Annotated in this window: 17 protein-coding genes and 1 other RNA gene; 3 read left to right on the top strand and 15 right to left on the bottom strand. The window is 41.5% G+C overall.

What is annotated here, in order from left to right; translation table 11 throughout:
• Nucleotides 1-5: 5 nt before the first annotated feature.
• The 11 genes from ASU00_RS19505 to ASU00_RS19460 form a co-directional block, all read right to left on the bottom strand.
• Nucleotides 6-1,523, bottom strand: a complete 1,518-nt coding sequence (locus ASU00_RS19505) for a carboxypeptidase M32 (RefSeq protein WP_057915142.1) — start codon at nt 1,521-1,523, stop codon at nt 6-8.
• Between the two features lie 113 nt (nt 1,524-1,636).
• Entirely contained in the window at nt 1,637-3,550 is a 1,914-nt protein-coding gene (locus tag ASU00_RS19500; protein WP_057915141.1) for an ATP-dependent DNA helicase, read from the bottom strand.
• Nucleotides 3,551-3,771: 221 nt separating this feature from the next.
• Nucleotides 3,772-3,972, bottom strand: coding sequence for a cold-shock protein (locus tag ASU00_RS19495; protein WP_034307871.1), 201 nt, complete (start codon nt 3,970-3,972; stop codon nt 3,772-3,774).
• Nucleotides 3,973-4,161: 189 nt separating this feature from the next.
• Nucleotides 4,162-5,313: a THUMP domain-containing class I SAM-dependent RNA methyltransferase gene (locus tag ASU00_RS19490; RefSeq protein WP_057915140.1), complete on the bottom strand. Its 1,152-nt coding sequence runs from the start codon at nt 5,311-5,313 to the stop codon at nt 4,162-4,164.
• Nucleotides 5,314-5,927: 614 nt separating this feature from the next.
• Nucleotides 5,928-6,318: RNase P RNA component class B (rnpB, locus tag ASU00_RS24740), an RNA gene on the bottom strand.
• A 74-nt stretch (nt 6,319-6,392) separates the two neighbouring features.
• Complete coding sequence (gpsB, locus tag ASU00_RS19485; RefSeq protein WP_057915139.1) at nt 6,393-6,704, bottom strand: cell division regulator GpsB; 312 nt, start codon at nt 6,702-6,704, stop codon at nt 6,393-6,395.
• Between the two features lie 202 nt (nt 6,705-6,906).
• Entirely contained in the window at nt 6,907-7,458 is a 552-nt protein-coding gene (locus ASU00_RS19480; RefSeq protein ID WP_057915138.1) for an SLOG family protein, read from the bottom strand.
• A gap of 63 nt (nt 7,459-7,521) precedes the next feature.
• Entirely contained in the window at nt 7,522-8,034 is a 513-nt protein-coding gene (locus tag ASU00_RS26400) for a CotD family spore coat protein (RefSeq protein WP_236712782.1), read from the bottom strand.
• Between the two features lie 410 nt (nt 8,035-8,444).
• The gene (locus ASU00_RS19470; RefSeq protein WP_057915136.1) at nt 8,445-9,743 is read right to left on the bottom strand and encodes a ribonuclease H-like domain-containing protein; all 1,299 of its coding nucleotides are present in this window, start codon (nt 9,741-9,743) and stop codon (nt 8,445-8,447) included.
• 32 nt (nt 9,744-9,775) lie between these two features.
• On the bottom strand, nt 9,776-12,055 hold the full coding sequence (locus tag ASU00_RS19465) for a DEAD/DEAH box helicase (protein WP_057915135.1): 2,280 nt from the start codon (nt 12,053-12,055) through the stop codon (nt 9,776-9,778).
• A gap of 124 nt (nt 12,056-12,179) precedes the next feature.
• Complete coding sequence (locus tag ASU00_RS19460; protein WP_057915134.1) at nt 12,180-12,944, bottom strand: alpha/beta fold hydrolase; 765 nt, start codon at nt 12,942-12,944, stop codon at nt 12,180-12,182.
• Nucleotides 12,945-13,085: 141 nt separating this feature from the next.
• Between ASU00_RS19460 and ASU00_RS19455 the strand changes: the two genes are divergently transcribed.
• Complete coding sequence (locus tag ASU00_RS19455; protein ID WP_057915133.1) at nt 13,086-13,547, top strand: Hsp20/alpha crystallin family protein; 462 nt, start codon at nt 13,086-13,088, stop codon at nt 13,545-13,547.
• Between the two features lie 68 nt (nt 13,548-13,615).
• Here the strand turns inward: ASU00_RS19455 and ASU00_RS19450 are convergent, their stop codons facing one another.
• From ASU00_RS19450 to ASU00_RS19435, 4 genes are all read right to left on the bottom strand, one after another.
• Nucleotides 13,616-14,320, bottom strand: a complete 705-nt coding sequence (locus ASU00_RS19450) for a YppG family protein (protein WP_057915132.1) — start codon at nt 14,318-14,320, stop codon at nt 13,616-13,618.
• An 80-nt stretch (nt 14,321-14,400) separates the two neighbouring features.
• Nucleotides 14,401-14,769, bottom strand: a complete 369-nt coding sequence (locus ASU00_RS19445; RefSeq protein WP_057915131.1) for a YppE family protein — start codon at nt 14,767-14,769, stop codon at nt 14,401-14,403.
• A gap of 70 nt (nt 14,770-14,839) precedes the next feature.
• On the bottom strand, nt 14,840-15,112 hold the full coding sequence (locus tag ASU00_RS19440; protein WP_057915130.1) for a hypothetical protein: 273 nt from the start codon (nt 15,110-15,112) through the stop codon (nt 14,840-14,842).
• 357 nt (nt 15,113-15,469) lie between these two features.
• Complete coding sequence (locus tag ASU00_RS19435) at nt 15,470-16,417, bottom strand: DUF2515 family protein (protein WP_057915129.1); 948 nt, start codon at nt 16,415-16,417, stop codon at nt 15,470-15,472.
• Between the two features lie 144 nt (nt 16,418-16,561).
• On the opposite strand from ASU00_RS19435, the gene recU reads away from it, so the two are divergent.
• Entirely contained in the window at nt 16,562-17,173 is a 612-nt protein-coding gene (gene recU, locus ASU00_RS19430) for a Holliday junction resolvase RecU (protein WP_082630497.1), read from the top strand.
• Between the two features lie 28 nt (nt 17,174-17,201).
• Nucleotides 17,202-19,943, top strand: coding sequence for a PBP1A family penicillin-binding protein (locus tag ASU00_RS19425; protein ID WP_082630495.1), 2,742 nt, complete (start codon nt 17,202-17,204; stop codon nt 19,941-19,943).
• Nucleotides 19,944-20,335 lie beyond the last annotated feature (392 nt).

Genomic DNA, 20,335 nt, shown 5'->3' with positions numbered 1-20,335 from the left:
CATAATTATTGAATTTTGTATACGTCTTTGTATTTGCTCTCAAGATAATCAATTAAATATTGAACATTCAGGCCTTCTCCTGTCGTTTCTTCCAAAATCTCTAGCGGTTTTTTTGTTTTTCCGAATTTATGTATCTTCTCATTTAGCCATTTGCTGATTGGGTCGATGTTGCCGGATTCCAGTAAGTCATCAAAATGAGGCAAGTCTTTTAGCATGGACTGCTTGATTTGAGCTGCATACATATATCCCAAAGCATACGATGGAAAGTAGCCAAAGCTGCCGTCTGACCAATGTACATCCTGCAATACACCCATGGCATCATTCTCAGGCACTACCCCTAAATATTCCTTATATTTTTCATTCCAGACCTTCGGTAAATCCTTCACTTCTAGCTCTCCGTTAAACAGGGCTTTTTCCAGCTCATACCGAATCATGATGTGTAATGGATATGTAAGCTCATCTGCCTCGATGCGGATAAACGAAGCTTTTGATTCGTTAATGCCACGGTAAAAGTCATCCAGCGTCACATCATTGAATTGTTCGGGCGCGAATTCTTTCAGAAGCGGAAACTTATTCTTCCAGAAGCTATAGTTACGCCCAATGAAATTCTCGAAAAACAATGATTGTGATTCATGGATCCCCATTGATGTCCCTTCATCAAGCAGCGTTCCGGTTAACTCCTCAGCGATATTCTGTTCATAAATGGCATGTCCGCATTCATGGATCGTTCCAAAAATGGCCCCCCTGAAATCATTTTCATCGTAGCGGGTCGTAACCCGGACATCGCCCCGATTAATTCCAGTCGCAAAAGGATGAACGGTTTCATCCAGCCTGCCAGCCTTAAAATCGTATCCCAGCTGCTCTAAAACGGCCAGGTTCAGTTGATGCTGCTTTTCTTTTGGGAATTTTTTATAAAGGAATGCCGTTTCAGGTTGATCTTCACTGGCTGCGATTTGCTTTACAAGAGGTACTATACTCGCACGAAGTTCACCGAAAACCTTGTCAAGTATATCTACGGTTACACCTGGCTCATACATATCCAAAAGGGTATTGTATTTCTGCCCCTCATAGCCCCAATACTCAACGAACTTACGTGTATACGCAACAATTTGCTCTAAATAAGGTTGAAATAATGAAAAATCCGCTTTTTCCCTTGCCTCTTCCCAAGCACTTTCGGAGCGGGATTGCAGAATCACGAACTCCTTGAATTCATTTGCGGGAATTTTCTTATTTCTGTCAAACTCTTTTTTACATTCTTGTACCATTTTATTGGTCGTCTCGCTTAAGCGAGCTTCTTCCATTGCGAGTTCCGTAATGAAGGACTCCATTTCTTTACTTGTGCTCATATTAAAAACCTCTGATGACAATACCCCAATAACTTCTGATCGCTGCTCCACTCCCTTTTTCGGTGCACCTGTGCGCAGATCCCAAAAAATCAGCGCCAGTGCCTCCTTATAGGCTGCGATTTTCTTAACATAAGCTTTAAATTCTTTTTCTATCAGTTCGTTATCTTTTTTATTCATATTCACCGCTCCTTCCACCTACAGTTTACCATATTATACTAAAATCCTTCACCTCAGAACTATCCGCAAAAAAAAAGAGCCAAGGGAGCATGCCCCTTAAGCTCTAGAAGAGTTTATAGCGTTACAGGAAGAACGGAGACAATCTTATCTTTCACCTGTTCCGTAAGATTCTTTTCCGTCAATATCTGTACGGTCCCAGAGTCGTTGCTCGTCCTGATCAAACGGCCAATTCCTTGACGCAGGCGAAGGAGCATGTATGGAAGATCCACTTCCTCGAATGCATCGGTGACCGAATTTCGCTTAGCTTCAAACACAGGGTCGCGCGGCGGGAATGGCAGAGAGTGTATCACGACGTTTTGCAGTGATGATCCCGGAACATCCAGACCTTCCCATAAATGATAGGAGAAAAGAGAGGATTGCTCATCTTCTTGAAACTTCTTAACAAGCTCACTGATTTCCGCTTCCCCTTCAAAATAGAAAGGATAAGCCGATTCCGGACAATGATCCTTAAACCAATGCAATTCTTCTTTGGATTGGAACAATACCAACGTTCTGCCTTCATTTTCATCAATGGTTTTCAATGTATACTGAAGTTTCGCCAATTGGTCTTCCGTTTCAAAGACAGGCATGTTCATCTTCATGACTTCATCATAGTCGAATGGAGATTCCACAGAGAAGCTATCATACTTTTCTATCCCTAAACTATCAGCAATGTACTGGAAAGATTTATTATCCGATAAGGTAGCCGAAGAAAAAATGTACGGGATTTTTTTAGAAAATACTTGTTCAGACAAAATATCCTGTACCAGCCTTGGCATAATGACCAAGGTCTTCGTCATTTCATTTTCTTCAAACCAGGAAACGGCCTGTTGATCCTTGACGAATAGAGAAAGCGAATAACCAAGCTGCTCTAAATATTCTTCCGTCACTTTTAAGTCATAATCATTGATCGTGTACATTTCCGCTTCAAATACAAGATTCTCTTCCAATTCTTCAACCTTTTTATGAAGCTTTTGGGCAAAGCTCGTTATTTGCTTGGACATAGGAATTTCATAACGGTTTGATCCGGTGACATGGATCGCTTTTTCATCGAGCAAATCAAAAAACTCTTCATTGATATCAATTAAATCCTCAATGATGTATAGCGTTTCTTCACGAACCTGATTGGCTGTAAGCAATTCCAAAACAGAAGCAAGAGTTTGTTCGCCCACTTTATAGGTTAATGCCTTTTGAGCAGCAAATTCCAAAAGATGACCTTCATCAAAGACAACGCAGCTATGTTCAGGCAATAACGGTAATTGCCCTTCGCGCTTGCGTTTTTCTTTAGTCCACACATGCTCCATGAAGAAATCATGTGAACAAATGATCAAGTCACTTGATTTTCGATAGTGATCCCTTGATAAGGTTTGACCACAGCGATGGCGCTTATCACAAGTAAAACAGTTTTGAAGCTGATCCCAGCCGACTTTTGACCAATCTTCATCATTTAAATAAGGATATTGTTTACGATCTCCATATGCTGTATAGGCGTTCATCGATGAGTTATCATGAACAAACTTTGGAAGTTCATCATAAAGCTGATCAATTCCTTCAGAATCTTCATGATTCACCGCATGCTCCAATTTCTTAAGACAAACATATTGATCGTGGTATTTGGCAAGACGGACATCCACTTCAATACCTAAAGCATTTTTAATTTTTTCAATGTCGCCTTCTTCTTTAACAAGCTGTTCAATCAACGTTTCATCTGCACACGAAATAATGGCCGGTTGATTCGTATATCTTGCATAACAGATCGCATATAGTAAATAGACCAAGGTCTTACCGGTCCCTACACCAGCTTCCGCAAAACTTACATTCTTTTCTTTAAAGGCTTTTTCCAACTGAAAAGCCATGAAGATTTGTTCATCACGCAGCTCAAATCCTTTTTCGGGAAGAATATCGTAAAAAACATCACCGATCCATTCTGAAAGCTTATCGTAAAAAGAATCTTCCTTTGTTACCGAAAAAGGCAGTGTTTTAAGCATTCTGGTCTCCCCTTTTATCTATCATAAGTAAATCGAATTCGTAACAAAAAACAATCTTAAGCAAAAGTTTATTATCCTTTATTAATCATCAATAGTCAAGGTAATTACCCATATACCAACTATGAAATTCAAGTATATGCTGACCCATTTTCAATTCATATTAAAAAATAAAAGACAGGCTCTTAGGTTAAGAGCCTGTCTGTAAATAATATAGGGTTGAATTAAGCTTTGTTTACGTTTGATGCTTGTGGTCCACGTTGACCTTGTTCTACATCAAATGTAACATCTTGGCCTTCTTCAAGAGTTTTGAAACCTTCGCCTTGAATAGCTGAGAAATGTACGAATACATCGTCTCCGCCTTCACGTTCGATGAAGCCAAAACCTTTTTCTGCGTTAAACCATTTTACTTTACCTTGTTCCATTTTTGTTGCCTCCTAGTGTGTTCTCCACACATTATATTACTATCCTTGCTCATTGCACATTAAGGTTTTCCTTAAATTTGAACAAAAATAATTCACTATTAGAATAACAGAAAAGGAAATGATAAGCAAGACTGGAACCTATTATGAATAAAACGTCCTGATCATTCAAAACATTCTGTTATATCTGACCTACTCATCGATTCGAGGCTGTCTCGGCGGGCGTTTTCCCCAATACTGATAAAGATCGGCGCGGATGAAACCGTTGAACAACTTCCTTTTTTTAGTCGCTGGCTTACCGTAATGCTGTTCAAAGTCGGGGTTGGAGGTAATCATATATACGGACCAGGTATCAAGCTTCTTGAAGGCTTGGCCCATTTCCCGATACATCTGTTCGACCGCTTTTTTCTCCCCAAGTCGTTCTCCGTATGGAGGGTTTCCGACAATGACACCATACTCTTTCCTAGTCGATATATCCCGAACCTGCATCTGCTTGAATTCAATCAAATCACCTAAACCAGCTTCAAAACTATTAGCTTTGGCTATATCAACCATTCGATGGTCTATATCACAACCGGATATATCCAAATACTGATCGTAATCCGCTAGGTCCTCCGCTTCATTCCTCGCTTCATCCCAGACCTTTGCGTCCATCCACGACCACGATTCCGCAACAAATTCCCGATTGAATCCAGGCGCAATATTTTGCCCGATCAAGGCTGCCTCAATCGGAATCGTTCCTGAACCACAGAATGGGTCTATAAAAGGTTTATCCGGTTTCCAATTGGTCAGCATGATCAAGGCTGCCGCCAACGTTTCTTTAAGCGGAGCTTCCCCTTGCCCGGTCCGATATCCTCGTTTATGCAAGCCTGCACCCGAAGTGTCCATCGTCAGCGTTACTACATCCTTCAAGATGGATACTTCAATTTTAAACAAAGGACCAGTCTCCGCAAACCAGGATACTTGTTTATATTTGCTTTTCAATCTGTCAACGATCGCCTTTTTGACAATAGCCTGGCAATCAGGCACGCTGTAAAGCTGTGATTTAACGGATTTACCGCTAACAGGGAACTCGACGTCGGCAGACAAATAATCTTCCCAATTCAAGGCCTTCGTTTTTTCAAACAATTCATCAAAGGAATATGCTTTAAATTCACCGACTTTAATTTTTACTCTATCTGCACTCCGAAGCCATAAATTGGAGCGGGCAATGGCAGATTGATCTCCTTTGTACATGATCTTTCCATTTTCGACTTGACACTCGTAGCCTAAATCCCTAACTTCCTTTGCAACTATGGATTCCAATCCCATTGCTGATGTCGCGATAATATCGAATTGTTTCATCGTTTTGCACCTTCTTTCCATTAATCCAAAATCAATGCCGTATCACTCTACCTCTTAACAGAATGAAACATCGATTTAAGCAAGTAAGCTTTCGCCAAAAAGTTCACTTTGCATTTTTGTTTGCTTAGCGTTCGTCAATGAATTTACCTAAATTCATCAATAGACATTCAAATAGAAGCTATACTTCTTTCTATGTATCGATTCGTATACACTGCAATCGTTTATAGATGAATTCCTGATCCTCATGCAGCAAAAAACATTTATTCGCAACTAACGATGTGTATCTCATTATAAGGTGCTCCTCCTCGTGCATTCCCATCCAATACTTAAGGAAGAAATCGTGAGCATTTGGACCTTACTATATAGAGCATACCCCGAATGATGGAATAGCTTCACATTCTCAAGACTTTTTTAAGGCATACAGGGGTTGATGAGATGTAAATAATTCATCGTCCTTTTGCTCTTACCTCGTCCGCCAAGTACTTAGTGTAACACAGCGGGGTTTTGGATATCGAAAAATAATAGTATCCATCCACTTTTTATAGAGGGCTGATTCATAAACAAAAACTCTCCTTAAAAAAGGAGAGTTGTGCTTTTGGTATAATATGATAACGTTCTGTAAGCCATGTTTTGTTCCTCAGTACTGCAAGCGACTCACGTCTCGTACTTCGGCGGTAATCATCTATCTACAGAAGCATGCGCTTCTGTCCTTCTCCTCGTTCAATTCCAAGGATGAAAGCGCCCCTACCATTAATTTGGGTTTCTCGCTCGTGGGGTTTACCTCGTTCCACCCTTTACATTTCTGTAAAGGCTCCGTCACTGTGGCACTTTTATAGGTAGTCATGCCATATCCAAAAGGACTTAGGCATTTTCCCAGCCGTCAGCAATCCAAGACTGCTGCCCAAGCTTATTTTTTCGCCAGGCACGAACACTACGGACATCGCAGTCCGTGCGAGCATGGACTTTCCTCTACTGCAAAGAATGCAGCAGCAATTACCCAAACGTTAACATAACATTATTGAGTATACTTCATTACTCATTAAAACACAATACCAAAATCATTTTCCCTTTAAAAAAGATTAATCAAAAAGCTTGTTTCCAAAAACATGCTTTTCCAAGTTGGATAGCCGTTTCAGGATGTCAAAGTTAGTGGTTCCCGGCGTTGCACTGGGAGCAGGTTGATTCGGACGTTTTGTGCTTTCTTCGGCATGTTTTTTTAATTTGAGATTTTCTTGCTTAAGATCTTCAATTTCCTGATGAAACACTTCATAATCTTTAATGATCAAATCCAGAAATTGATCCACATCTTCAGGTTTATAACCTCGCATGGCTGTTTTAAAATCTTTCTCAAGAATATCTTTAGCCGTTAATTTTATCTTATCGGATAGCATAAGACTTCACCTCAATACTTTCGCCAATACAATCGACTTTTTATTATTTTTTCAAATCTGTCCCGGTTTGTCAACGGAACACCTTAATAAATGAACACTGTTTAAGCGTACACTATGTACTACCATGAATCTCTATCTAAATTTCATCATAATATGAATGGCTTTCAGAAACAACTTTTAATCCATAAATATTTTCACTCAGTCATTCTTCGGACCAGCTGCCCTCTTCCGCAGCCATTTGCAGGTCATCGAAGTTTACTTGATAGATGGGGTATGCTTGATGTTCCGCTTTTTTCAATGCTTCATAAAAGGGGTATTTGGCTGATCCATCCTTTTCGGCTTCAAAAATGATCAGCAGCGCATCACTTTTATGGACCATGTACCTATTTTTGGTTCTCAGTTGTTGTGGTCCTTCATATGGTTTATTGAAAATCGATTCCACAAAATCGGCACGGGCCAATATCGACCGATAATACTCTTGATTGGTCTCGTTCCATGATTCCTCCTGTTTCAGGAAGGGTGTAAGCACGCCTAATTTAAGCTGTTCATATTGTTCCTTCAAATCGAATACCACTTCTGCTCCCCAAAGCTCGGTACCTAACTGCCCGGATATTATTACCCATTCCAGCCCGTCTTCCACCAATGGTATAAGACGCTGTTTTATCGCTTTCTTAATATATTTTACGGCTTCGTGGTCATTTTTGAATATCCCGAATTCAAACGCCTTGTAGCCAGTCAAATATAAAACCTTCATTGCTTAGCCAATCTCCCTTTTAGTGATTATGTATGAAAATAAGGGCTTAATAGCCCTTATTTATTAGTACCCGAAATGCCTAGGTGGACAGCACGGGTTGTGTGGCCTTCCACAAATCAAGTTTTGTGTATAGCACTCATTCACCACGGATTGTGTATGCGGGAAGTAATGCTTATACGTGTTCACATGTTTGTTGACCGTTGTAGTATGTGATGGATGAACGACAGGAATGACCGTGTTCGAAACATTCGTATTAACATATTGCTTAGTTGGATTGACTTGAGCTGGGGCCACTTGAGATGGAAGTGATTGCGTTGGGCCAGTTTGCATCGGTTGGGAATAGGCACCCATTACATTGGAGTTATTATTGTTGGATACGCCCATAACATTGGAGTTGTTGTTATTATATGCACCCATAACGTTATTATTTGAAGCACCCATTACATTGGAGTTGTTGTTGTTCGATACGCCCATTACATTGGCGTTATTGTTGCTGGATACGCCCATCACTCCTGGTGCGTTCCCGTATGCTCCCATTACATTGGCGTTATTTCCTCCACAATTACGAAAATTCATTTAAAATACGTCCCCTTTCGTCTGATAAGTTTAGTCTTACCATTACAGACTATGAAAAAAAGGGGAGACGTGTACTGAGGAAATGACCTATTTATACGGAATAGGCATAAAACTCTTTGTGACAGACACACGTACATATCTTAAACTATGGCTAATCCTTAATAATTTCCATTAAGGTGATGATTTTTCTTATAAAAAGGAGTAGAAACTTCCTTTTAGTGATGTAAACAAAACAATCGTTAAACAAAGGACAACAAAAAATAGAAATAAAGTCGTTTTATGCATTTCTCCGCTCCGCTTTCAAATTTAAATGATGTCAAGGATTTGAAATCATTGTCTCGAAAGATTACCCTCAACTCTTTCCATTTTACACATAATAGTTGAAGGCTACAATATTTGTATTCTTTTTTTTATTCACTAATTGGCACAGCGGATTTTCTTGCACCACTAGCAATACCCTTGGATATTTGTTTCTGTTCGAGCCGGCTAATCCGCTTTTCCAAATCAATTTGTTTTTTTTCGTCGACGGCGCCATTTTCTTTCCTCATCATTTCGTGATGTGCATCCATTGAGCATTCCAGAGCGGCAGATACATCCTTGAATTGATGCTCATATAATTTTGCACATTCGATACTTGCCGCTATCTTTAATTGAGCATGTCCTTTCAAAGCTACCCCCCTCCAAATTTCAAGCGCTTCATTGTATTGTTTCTGTTTCTTTTTCTGAAAGGCTAGGGCATGACCGGCAATAATGCGGTCCTCTTCATTTCCTGCTGCGACTATTTTCTCATAGGCGTCCACCGATTCCTGTTTCTTTCCTAGATAATCGAGCCATCGTGCAATTTGCATGGATTCTTCGGTATATCCATCCAACTGGAGAATTTTCCGGGACAAATGGATATATAAAGTGATCAGTGATAGAACATCCATTTCATTGTGCTTCATGATCCCGAATAAAATTTCCGGATTCTTTCTCTCAACAAAATCAAAATAAATCATCGGTGCCAAATAACCAGGAATGTCATCCTTTCGATGTACACCTAGAATATCCGTTTCGACTGCCGATAGCTTCACGCGTTCCAATTTATTTTTCCATAGCCTTCTTGAAGCATGATATAAATCGAAATGTCCGAATTCCGGGAGTTTCGGAACATGTTCCTTTATTAACGTATGCCTCGTTTTTAATTGAGGCCAGTCAAATGACTTCCCATTATACGTAACGAGCGTTTCGTAATTGATGTTTTCTAGAAAGCTTTGGTAAAGCGGTATTTCACTGCCTGGCTCTCGCAGGATATGTTGCTTCACGACCACCTCTTCGCCTTCAATATAGGCATAACCGAGCAAAAAAATGGTATTCCCCGCCCCACCGCCAAGACCGGTCGTTTCGGTATCAAAGAAAAAGAGCTCTTCACTTTTCCTTCCCTTAGTGGAAAGCGGATGCTCCAATGGGGCTTGATTCCATTCCTTTACGATTGTTTTCAGTTCGGAAAAGGCATATAAACCGTGTTCATGATTCAAAGGGTAACGGACCTCCCTAATGAAACAATAGTCATCATCGAAATGATAGGAAACGGTATCGTTCTCCAGCCACTTTTCAAGATAAGGAATGTCCTTTACGATTTCGGCATTTTCAGCAATGGGAGAAGAATGCTTAACCGGCTCCAGGTTCATATGTTTTTTCATCCGGTTCAATTTATTTTTTAAAGACATGAACAATACCTCTTTTCACCAATCAAAATACTCTATGATTGTTTTTCCTTACAAAATTGTCCCAATAGCCTTTTGGCATCATTTTTCGCGGTTTTTGTTGCGGATTCCGTTCCAATACAGGAAGGACAGCCGCTTTCACACGAGCAATTTTCAATCATTGATATCGTTTCCCTTAGAATGAGCTCGGAATTTTCATATACTTTATCACTTAACCCGATTCCCCCTGGATAACTATCATAGATAAAAATCGTCGGTTGTTCATTATGAGCCGCCTTAACCTGGGGATACACATGGATATCATGCGGATCGCACATAACATAAAGCGGAATCATGCAATTAAGTGCATGTGAGGCACCTATCATTCCTTGCTCGATTCGATTTTCGTCCCATTCAAATATATCCGGTCTCATTGAAAGCATCGCAGCATTTGTATGTAGTTCCATTTCCGGGAGAGAGATTGGTCCTGAACCAATATTCTCATGCGTTTCGAATTTGATTTTTTTGAAAATCGTCGGCATTGCGCGGATGGCTACATCACCGAAGGCAGCAGAGGTAGAGGCGAAAGTTCGCTGTTTATCCACTTCCAATACAGACAGCTGCACAGCTAAGTTAGCATCCGTATAATAATCCACGTTGACTTCACGAACAAAAGCTTTCTTTTCTTCCCAATCCAGTTTTTCCACTTGGAATTGGGTGCCCTGATGCAAATAGATGGCTTCGTCATGAAGAAGGGTCATCGCACTGAACGTATCCATTTCTCCTATGACCTTATTCCCCGGGGCATTGGTTTGATCGATGATTACGACGTTTTCCTGGGCTGCGGAACGAAGGCTGATATTACTTGCAGGAAATGCATCATTCATCCAATGCCATTTGTCGCCATTCAGATGCAAGACCCTTTCTTCGGTTAGGAATTCAAGCACATCCGCAATCTCTGTTCTTCCAAACGTATCACCTTTTTTAAACGGGAGCTCATAAGCCGCACACTTGACATGATCAACCAAGATCAAAAGATTATCAGGATTGATTCTTGCCGTTTCTGGATTTCTGTTAAAGAAATAATCGGGATGCTGTACGATATACTGATCAAGGGCACTGGAGCTGCCGACCATGATGATTAACGCTTCCCCATGCCTTCTTCCTGCGCGGCCGGCCTGTTGCCAGGCACTTGATATCGAACCAGGGTAACCAGTCATGATACAAACTTGAAGCTGGCCGATATCGACTCCCAGCTCCAGGGCATTTGTTGATATCACTCCATAAATCGAGCCGTCCCTCAAGCCTTGTTCTATTTCCCTACGCTGAGTGGGAAGGTAGCCGCCACGGTAGCCCCTAATTGACTTCGGACCCAGCTGCTTTGATACCAATTCCTGCAAGTACGTTAATAAGATCTCTACACGAACCCTGCTCCTGGCAAAAACGATCGTTTGAATTTTGTTCTTCAAAAACTCATTCGCAAGCTTCCTGACCTCCAAAACCGCACTTCTCCGAATATTCAGCGGCTTATTGACGATTGGCGGATTGTAAAAAACAAAGTGTTTCTTCCCGCTCGGCGCCCCGTTATTATCGACAAGGATCATTGGTGTTTCCGTAAGCTCCGTGGCTAACTCTTTTGGATTGTTGATGGTAGCGGACGTGCACACGAATACGGGGTTGCTTCCATAAAACCTGCAAATCCTTTTTAACCTTCTGATGACATTTGCGGTATGACTCCCGAAAACTCCCCGGTAAATATGAAGTTCATCGATGATTACATACTTCAGGTTTTCAAAAAGGGAGACCCATTTCGTATGGTGCGGCAGGATTCCTGAATGAAGCATATCAGGATTCGTGATTACGATATGCCCAGCTTGACGGATTTTCTGCCTAATATTAGAAGGGGTGTCCCCATCGTACGTATAACTATTAATTTCTGCTTCCATTTCGTGGATCATTTCATTCAATTCGCTTTTTTGATCGTAACTAAGCGCTTTAGTCGGAAAAATATAAAGCGCCCTCGCTTTTTCATCTTCCAGTATTTTTTGTAGCACCGGCAAGTTATAGCATAGTGTTTTACCGGAAGCCGTTGGCGTGACCGCCACAAGGCTATTGCCGCTTACAGCAGTCTCAAATGCCGTTGCCTGGTGGGTATATAGCCCATTGATTCCTCTTTTATTCAGTGCCTGTTTAATTTTATCGTCCATCCGATCAGGAAAAGGAACATGCTTTGCCTCTTTTGCTTCAATTACTTGCCAATGTACTATATTTTCATTAAAATCCTCATGTGTTTTTAAATCAGTGATGACCTCTTGTAAATTTTTTCGCAGTTTCATATACCCACCTCATATTCCTATTCTACCGAATGAACGTTCTATGCAAAAGGGAAACTATTTCCTTTTCCAAAAAAAAAAGCAGGAAACGGTACTATCCCGTTTCCTTGCTCAGTCTTTTGGAGTATTAATTCGAATCGACAAACCGTTTGATTTCTTCGGCCAAGCGGCTTGGAGATTCTAGCATCCCCATATGCCCGCTTCCCTCAAGGGTAACTTCCTGAATATGACTGCCTTTAACAGAAAAAGTCTTTTCTGCAGAGATGACTTTATCTTGTTCGCCCGCAACCAAAAGGACCGGCAGCTTCGTTTCTTTTAATACATGATTTCTGTCGATTCTGGTTCTCATGGCATGTAATGAGCCAATCGCACCGCTTTCACTTGTTTTGTATCCAATTTCCTTGGTTTGCTCAATGTGGGAATCAGCGGAATCGGCGAAGAGCTTCGGCACTAGCCCATCGATGAAAGCAGGTATCCCCTTCGCTTCGATTGTTTCAATCGATTTTAACCGCCCCTCTTTACCTGCCTCATCATCAGGTAAAGCAGTGGAATGCACCAATGAAAAACCTGACAATTTCCCAGGAAACCTTTCTGCAAACGCCAATGTGATATAGCCGCCGAGGGAATGTCCAAACATATAAACTTGATCTAGTTCTCGCTCTTCCAACACCGATGCGATATCATTTGCCATATCTTCAATTGAAAAGGATGCACCGATCGGCTCACTTTCTCCATGTCCCCGTAAGTCTACAGCTACAATGCGAAAATCATCTTTCAATTTAGAGACGATATCATTCCAATATTTATGGCTTCCACAAAATCCATGGATAAATAGCAGCGTTTTATTTCCCTTCCCTGTTTCTATGTATGAAAGCTTGCTATTTTCTGTCATATTGATTCCTCATTTCCGTTTATATTCATTCCATACCGTTATTCCCCATACTTCCCCATCTAAAACCCATCCGCGCATTCACACATCTTAAAACCCCCACATAGCCTATAGGCAAAGGAATTTTTAGGAAGGAGCACCGTGATGACCTCTTCTGAAAAAGATAATAACAGAACTCGAATCGAACCGTTTACCACTTTCATCAATAAGATGGATCGACTTTTTTCCGAAAGGCCTCCAAAAGGCATGCTGCAATCTTTGGATGAATTCTTTGGTTCCACTAAAGAACGCAGCTTTCCGGTTGATGTTCAAGAATCGAATTCGGAATATACCCTGACAGCTACCCTCCCTGGCATTGCACGCAGCCAAATATCGATTGATGTGCTGACGCAGGCTGTAACCATATCGGCGCGGAAGGCAGTAAAGCAGCATAAAAACCTTAACGCTCAAGGAATGTTTCAAAGGAAAGCTTCTACTGGGAACATGTCACGTACCATAACATTTCAAAAACCAATTGATGAGGCACATGTTACCGCACGACATCGCGATGGCATCCTCACACTGCACCTGCCCAAGATTAGAGGGAATCGAATTGAAATCAATTAGGCACATATAAAAGCAGACTTAAAAAAGTGGCTGGGACACTTGTAAGTCTGCCTTTTCTTTATTTATCATTAAACTTTAAAGAAGCCCCCCACTCCTTTGACCATGGTAGATACTTGAGAAACTGTGTTCATCATTTGTCCAGCTGTATTCATCATCTTCGTTATATCCATAGAGCCATCTTGGGTTTTAAATTGGTTCATCACCGATTTGATGCCTGATGGCTGGGGCTTTTGCATGAACTGCTGCTTCGGATATGGATTATGGGCCTGCTGTTGTCCTTGTGGTGGCCTTTTAGCCGGCAATAGCGGGTTGTCGAACATGCTGAACGCTTGCTGCTTCGGATAGTGATTGTACGGATTGGACTGCATTTGCGGCATCTGCTGCATTTGTGGCATCGACTGTATTTGTGGCATCTGCTGCATTTGCGGCGTCGGCTGCATTTGCGGCATCGACTGCATTTGCGGCGTCGGCTGCATCTGCGGCATGGGGGACATTGGCTGCATGACACTGTTGCCTGGTTGGTGCGAACTCACAGGCATAGCCTGCGGCTGACTTTGCTGAAATGGATGATAGGACCCCTGCTGATAAGGATCATGATAGGGAATCATATACCCCTCCGAATTTTGGGGATATGAGGGATAATAGGCTTCATGATTCTGTGCATGTTGCAAAGGATACTGCATTTGCGGCTGGTATCCACCTCCATATTCCGGCAGTGATATAGGATATTGCCCTTGATTTGGCGATACTTGGTTAAAACCGGATCTCATCATGTTCAATGAGCCCTCCTCTTTTTTCATTACATGGTTCTGATAATATATGAAAAAAGAGGGAATAAAGTGTAGGTGTTTTTTTACGATAAGATCCGAACGATTTCCGCTTTCACATGATGCAAAATGAATTCGACGGATTGAACATGACTTTTGAATCGCTTATAGCTCGTCTTAGGGAAAAACGCCTGAACAGCCACATCGGATAAATTATGGGCAGTTTGTTCAATTTGCTCGGGGAATAAATGCTTGAATTCGGTTTCCTTCATCCACTCCTTCATTCCCGATTCCCATTGCACGCAAGCTTCCTTTACCTGATCTGCGAATGGCTTAACTTCGGAAAAGAAATCTTTTTCTTTTCCTGCCTCGCGAACACCCTCATAGGTATCATCAGCTTCGGATGTATATTTTATTAATTGGTCTGTTAATCGTTGCAGTTTTTCTTTTTGCACAATAGGCTCCTCCGTACATTTGTTTCCCCTAAGTATAATCCAGATGCTATAAAAATTGAAATCCTGTGACTTATATTTGCACTTCAGTCAAAAACTTGGGCTTACTTACCGATTTTTCCGTAATGAAGGAAAAGGAGTGGCCATCCACAGTATTCACCCAATAATCCTCGGCTTTCTCAATGGCCTCCTGGGCTTCATTCACCAAAATATATTGCTCTGCCCATAGTTTGCACCGTACGGTATTAACTGTTTCCCCATAAGAAAGTTCCAAACGATCCAGGCTGGTACTGATCTCAGCTATCATCTTCAATATATCCTCTGTTGCTACATTTTTATTGACCATGCTGACCCCTCCCATTCATTACCTGTACTATTCTTTTTTTTATCATAAAGCCCTTCACGCTTGACAAAACTAGAAGGGAATCGGCAAAGAAAGTGGAATTCACTTAATTTATTATGCCCTTCGACAACAATGGCAGAATGAAGATTGACATTTTAAACAAAAATACAGATAGGAGGTGATTTCATGCAGTCGAATGACAGCAAAGAACAACAATACGAAAAACGACAAAAGCCGCCCTCTAAAAAAGCAGGAACCGGCAACCCGAAGCTTAGTGGGAAAAACCACCCCTCTACGTAATACTTGAATGCTTGCACCCTGAGCAGGGAAGGATTTTACGACTCCTTCCCTGTTTTCATTTTAAAAAAGCAAGTTTTTAACCATTACAGCTGTGTGAAGCTGTTTCTGCTTATGGTCATACCATTCGGTCAATTGCGGGTCTTCTTCCCAATTCGGCTCCACTAACCAATCTTTTTTTACCCTTCTATTCATATCCCACTGTTCAGTCTCAGAAATTTGATGAGTAATCACAGGATAAACCTTCCGCAGCATTGGAGTTTCATGATACCTTGGTTTTTTCCGATATTGTTCATAATCATACCTTGCCCCGGTCGCCTCGGTCCTGCAGGAAAACTCATAAAAAACCGGAAATAACTTTTCGGAAAATAGGAGTCCAGCCAACCTTTTCCCCAATTTAATCCTTTCATCGATGTTTCTAAAATGAGAAACGGATGAGCCATACAGCTTTCCATGGCAGGTAGGGAATAGCACCGTGCTAAAATGCATCCAATCCTGCAGGAAAAACAATATAGAATGAAAAACGAAGGGTAGCCTTTTTATAACCGGTTTTTCAATGATATTTTGTTCATTTATTATAAGTGCCGTAACTAATTGCTCACGATTTCCGTGCTTCCAAAAGGCATTCCATGCGTTTGTCATGAATTGAGTAATGAAAAAAAAACGACCTAAGTAAAACAAAGGGCGACGACACCTCTTCGAATGATGGTAAAGAAGTAACTGTGGATATGCGTCTTGAAATATCCTCCAATTTGCTTCTTCATATGTCAGGAATAAGTGTCGCCTGTACTCAAGACCCAGCATCTGTGAAAACCATATCCCTTCAAGATCACACATATTCCACCCTGCATTCCTTGAGACCATACCTGCCAAGAAAGACCATTGTATTTCAGGATGTTTTCGAAAAAAATGTTCATATGCCTTCGTTCTTGATATATTATCTCTATTCGCTTTTGCTGTTTGGACTTTTATGGAGTGAAGCAATCGCTTCTCCGTCTTTGACATATGCATATCATTGGGACCTGCCTTCCTGTATCATGAATTGTGACATATCATTGTACTTAAACCCTATCGTTCTAAGAAACAATTCTTTTTATTCACATTTTGGATTCTTTTTTTGCTAATATAGATAAGTGAAAAAAAGGAGGGGTAAAAGTGGCATTTCATTATCCCAACGGACGAAGATTTGTACCGCAGGCTATGGAAGAAAAGAAAAGTCCACTTGAAAAAATCAGTTACGGAAACCGGGGAAAAACATTGGAGGACGATTTGAATGAAACCAACCTGTATTATTTGGCACACAACATTGCCGTCATTCATAAAAAACCGACACCCATTCAAATTGTCGATGTCCACTACCCGAAGCGAAGTGCTGCAGTCATTAAGGAAGCCTACTTCAAACAAGCATCGACCACTGATTACAATGGAGTTTATAAAGGAAGGTACATTGATTTTGAGGCAAAGGAAACGAAAAACAGTAGCTCCTTCCCCCTCAAGAACTTTCATGATCATCAAATTGAACATATGAAACATATCGTTCAACATAACGGAATTGCCTTTGTGATCATCCGCTTCTCCGCCATGGATGATATATACTTAATGAGTTCTGAGCAATTGAGTTTTTATTGGCAGAGAATGAAGGACGGCGGACGCAAATCCATTACTCTACAAGAGGTTGAAAACAGTTCAAAGAAGATTACTCTTGGCTTTCAACCGAGAATTGACTATATTAAAGTAGTAGATTCGCTTATTGCAGAAAATTTTTAGTTTTTTTTAGAAAGGCAGGTTAGCTGTTATGGCTGAAAAATATAATACTAGGGAAGAACGCCGAAAACAGGGCCAATCCCAAAAAAAGGGCACGAAAAAGGGGCCGAAACAATCAACCAACATGCTTAAGCGCATTTTCCTTATACTCGTTACAATCGGGATTGTCGGATTGGTTACAGGAGGCGCAGCATTGGCTTATTTTATAAGCGATGCTCCAAAGCTCGACGAAAAGTTATTGAAAGATCCTGTCACATCGAAAATACTTGATGAGAACGGTAAATTGCTAGCTGAAGTCGGTACGGAAAACCGGGATTTCGTCAATTATGAAGATATACCCGATCTTGTCGAACACGCCTTCCTGGCAACGGAGGATTCACGTTTTTACAAGCATCACGGGGTCGATTTCCTACGACTGGGCAGTGCCGTCATAGCTAACGTCAAAAACGGATTTGGCTCGGAGGGTGCTAGTACATTGACCCAGCAAGTCATCAAGCGTTCATATTTAACCCCTGATAAGACGATTAAAAGGAAAGTCCAGGAAATGTGGCTATCCATCCAGCTTGAAAGGAAATATACAAAAGAAGAAATCTTTGAAATGTATGTGAATAAGATTTTCTTTGCAAACCGTGCAAATGGGATTCTAACCGCATCCCGCACTTATTATGGAAAAGAACTAAACGAATTGAAATTAAACGAAGCGGCCATGCTTGTCGGGTTACCGCAAAGTCCAAGCCGTTATGATCCATATAAATATCCGGAACGCGCGAAGGAACGCCGTGATATCGTCCTTCACTTAATGAATAAACATGGATATATCACCGAAAAGCAAATGAAAGACGCACAAAGCGTCGATATAGCAGAAGGACTTCAGGAAATAGATAAAAGCCAAATCGATACCACCGCTTATGATGCGTTCATCGACTTGGTAATTGAAGAAGTCGGTGATATGGGTGACTATAACGTCTTCACCGATGGTTTGGAAATCCAAACGACGATTGATAAAGATGCCCAGGAATACGTCTATAAAATGTTGAACAGTGATGAAATCATCAGTTATCCAAGTAAGGATCTTCAAGCTGGGATCACCTTACTTGATACGGCATCCGGTGAAATCAAAGCAGTCGGCGGCGGCAGGAACACGACGGTCAAACGCGGCTGGAATTATGCCACCGATGCCAAGCGCTCACCAGGTTCGACGATTAAACCTATCATTGATTACGGTCCAGCTGTTGAGTATTTGAATTGGTCCACCTACCAACAGATTAAAGATGAGAACTATTCATATAGCGATGGGACACCGCTTAAGAATGCTACAGGCAGCCATTATGGCACGGTAACCATTCGTGAAGCGTTAGCACGGTCATTGAATATCCCAGCCTTAAAAACACTTCAGGAAGTCGGATTGGACCGGGCACGTGATTTTGCCGTTGACCTTGGCATTCCTTTTGATAAGGAAATCACCGAATCCGCTGCAATTGGCGGCGGTAAGGACGTATCCACGCTTGAACTTGCAGGAGCATACAGTTCATTCGGAAACAACGGGATCTATAATGAACCGCATAGCGTGAAGAAGATTGTTTTACGTGACAAAACGACCATCAAGAACAAAACTGAATCGAAACCAGTCATGAAGGATTCCACTGCTTTCATCGTGACGGATATGTTGAAGAGCGTCTTGAATGAACCTTATGGATCAGGAAGACTAGCGAATATACCTGGTCTGCCTATTGCCGGTAAAACAGGTTCAACCAATTTCACGCCTGAACAGCGTGCAGCAAACAACATCCCATCTTCCGGTGTTAAAGATAGCTGGATGGCTGGTTATACAAGCAATTATACAGTCGCGGTTTGGGCTGGTTACGATAATGCATCAGGCCAAAAATTGGAATACCTCGGTGATTCATCCCAAAGGATCCCTAAATCGATCTTTAAGAATCTGATGGAACATATGGCGCAAACAAAAGAAACGAAGGACTTTGAACAGCCAGACAGTGTTGTGAAGGTTGGCGTCATAAGAGGTTCAAATCCAGCGGTAAAAGCCAATGCCTATACACCGAGCAGTAAAATCACTTATGAGTACTATGTTAAAGGGCACGAACCCACACAAGTGACGACAGAATATGAAAAAATCGACAAACCTAGCATAAGTGCTTCATACGATCAGGAAGGTAATCAAATCAACCTTTCATGGGCATACCCTAATGGGGACGGAGATACAAAATTCGAGGTCACTATGTCGGTCGATGGCGGCGCTCCGAGTGTGCTGAAAAAATCGAAGGATACTAGTTTAGCGATTCCTAATCCAACCGCAGGAAGTAAATATACGTTCTCTGTGGTAGCCTTAGCGGATGGCCAACAAAGTGATCCGGCCAGCACCTCTGTCGATATTCCTGCAGAAGCGGAAAAAGATCCGGAAGCTACCGATGAGGAGCTTGAAGAACCGGACGAAGGTGAAAATCCTGAACAAGAAACCCCTGCTGAAGGCGACGATGATAAGCAGGACGAAGATCAAAATAATAATGACGATAATGGAAATACAGATAATGGAAACACCGATAATAACGGTAATGGCAACACGGATAATGGAAATGGCAACAACCCGGATGACGGAAAAGGCAATACAGGTGATGAAAATGGTGAGGATGGGAACACCGGTACCGACCCTGGTACGGTGGAAGAAGATAAACCCGTTGAAACGCCTGTTCCTGACCCTGATCCGGAAAAAGATAAAGATAAAGATAAAAACAAGGATAATGGTAACAATGGTTAACTAAACAAACAGAACCGTCTAGGCTTTCGCTTAGGCGGTTCTGTTTGTTTATCGACTAATAATAGGGTTCGCAAACATCTCTCTCACCCGTCGCATCTGCACCCATTTGTTAAACCAGTTGGAAAGAAGCGGGACGAAACGAACAAGGAAACAAACCCACAACACTGTGAAATGAAGAAACGGACTGAGTACAAATCCTCCGAAACTATGGCAACTTGGTTTCAACTTACGTTATCACGAAGAGTGGAATGTAACGCAAGGTGCGAGACTCCTGCGGGAAATGCGTGTCTACTTGAGACCCCGCAGGCTAAAAGTGAAGTGCACCCAATAAATTGGACATCTTTTTACTAAGCAGCTTGCTCAAAACTAGTTCTATAAGACACTGGACTTTG

The sequence above is a fragment of the Peribacillus muralis genome, assembly GCF_001439925.1.
GTDB lineage: Bacteria > Bacillota > Bacilli > Bacillales > DSM-1321 > Peribacillus > Peribacillus muralis.
The sequence above is the reverse complement of the archived record's forward strand: the minus strand, read 5'-3'. Positions and strand labels throughout refer to the sequence as shown.

What these genes read in the sequence shown, in the direction of transcription:
- ASU00_RS19505 (WP_057915142.1), bottom strand. Translation starts at nt 1,523, where the DNA reads ATGAATAAAAAAGATAACGAACTGATAGAAAAAGAATTTAAAGCTTAT.
- ASU00_RS19500 (WP_057915141.1), bottom strand. Translation starts at nt 3,550, where the DNA reads ATGCTTAAAACACTGCCTTTTTCGGTAACAAAGGAAGATTCTTTTTAC.
- ASU00_RS19495 (WP_034307871.1), bottom strand. Translation starts at nt 3,972, where the DNA reads ATGGAACAAGGTAAAGTAAAATGGTTTAACGCAGAAAAAGGTTTTGGC.
- ASU00_RS19490 (WP_057915140.1), bottom strand. Translation starts at nt 5,313, where the DNA reads ATGAAACAATTCGATATTATCGCGACATCAGCAATGGGATTGGAATCC.
- gpsB (WP_057915139.1), bottom strand. Translation starts at nt 6,704, where the DNA reads ATGCTATCCGATAAGATAAAATTAACGGCTAAAGATATTCTTGAGAAA.
- ASU00_RS19480 (WP_057915138.1), bottom strand. Translation starts at nt 7,458, where the DNA reads ATGAAGGTTTTATATTTGACTGGCTACAAGGCGTTTGAATTCGGGATA.
- ASU00_RS26400 (WP_236712782.1), bottom strand. Translation starts at nt 8,034, where the DNA reads ATGAATTTTCGTAATTGTGGAGGAAATAACGCCAATGTAATGGGAGCA.
- ASU00_RS19470 (WP_057915136.1), bottom strand. Translation starts at nt 9,743, where the DNA reads ATGTCTTTAAAAAATAAATTGAACCGGATGAAAAAACATATGAACCTG.
- ASU00_RS19465 (WP_057915135.1), bottom strand. Translation starts at nt 12,055, where the DNA reads ATGAAACTGCGAAAAAATTTACAAGAGGTCATCACTGATTTAAAAACA.
- ASU00_RS19460 (WP_057915134.1), bottom strand. Translation starts at nt 12,944, where the DNA reads ATGACAGAAAATAGCAAGCTTTCATACATAGAAACAGGGAAGGGAAAT.
- ASU00_RS19455 (WP_057915133.1), top strand. Translation starts at nt 13,086, where the DNA reads ATGACCTCTTCTGAAAAAGATAATAACAGAACTCGAATCGAACCGTTT.
- ASU00_RS19450 (WP_057915132.1), bottom strand. Translation starts at nt 14,320, where the DNA reads ATGATGAGATCCGGTTTTAACCAAGTATCGCCAAATCAAGGGCAATAT.
- ASU00_RS19440 (WP_057915130.1), bottom strand. Translation starts at nt 15,112, where the DNA reads ATGGTCAATAAAAATGTAGCAACAGAGGATATATTGAAGATGATAGCT.
- ASU00_RS19435 (WP_057915129.1), bottom strand. Translation starts at nt 16,417, where the DNA reads ATGCATATGTCAAAGACGGAGAAGCGATTGCTTCACTCCATAAAAGTC.
- ASU00_RS19425 (WP_082630495.1), top strand. Translation starts at nt 17,202, where the DNA reads ATGGCTGAAAAATATAATACTAGGGAAGAACGCCGAAAACAGGGCCAA.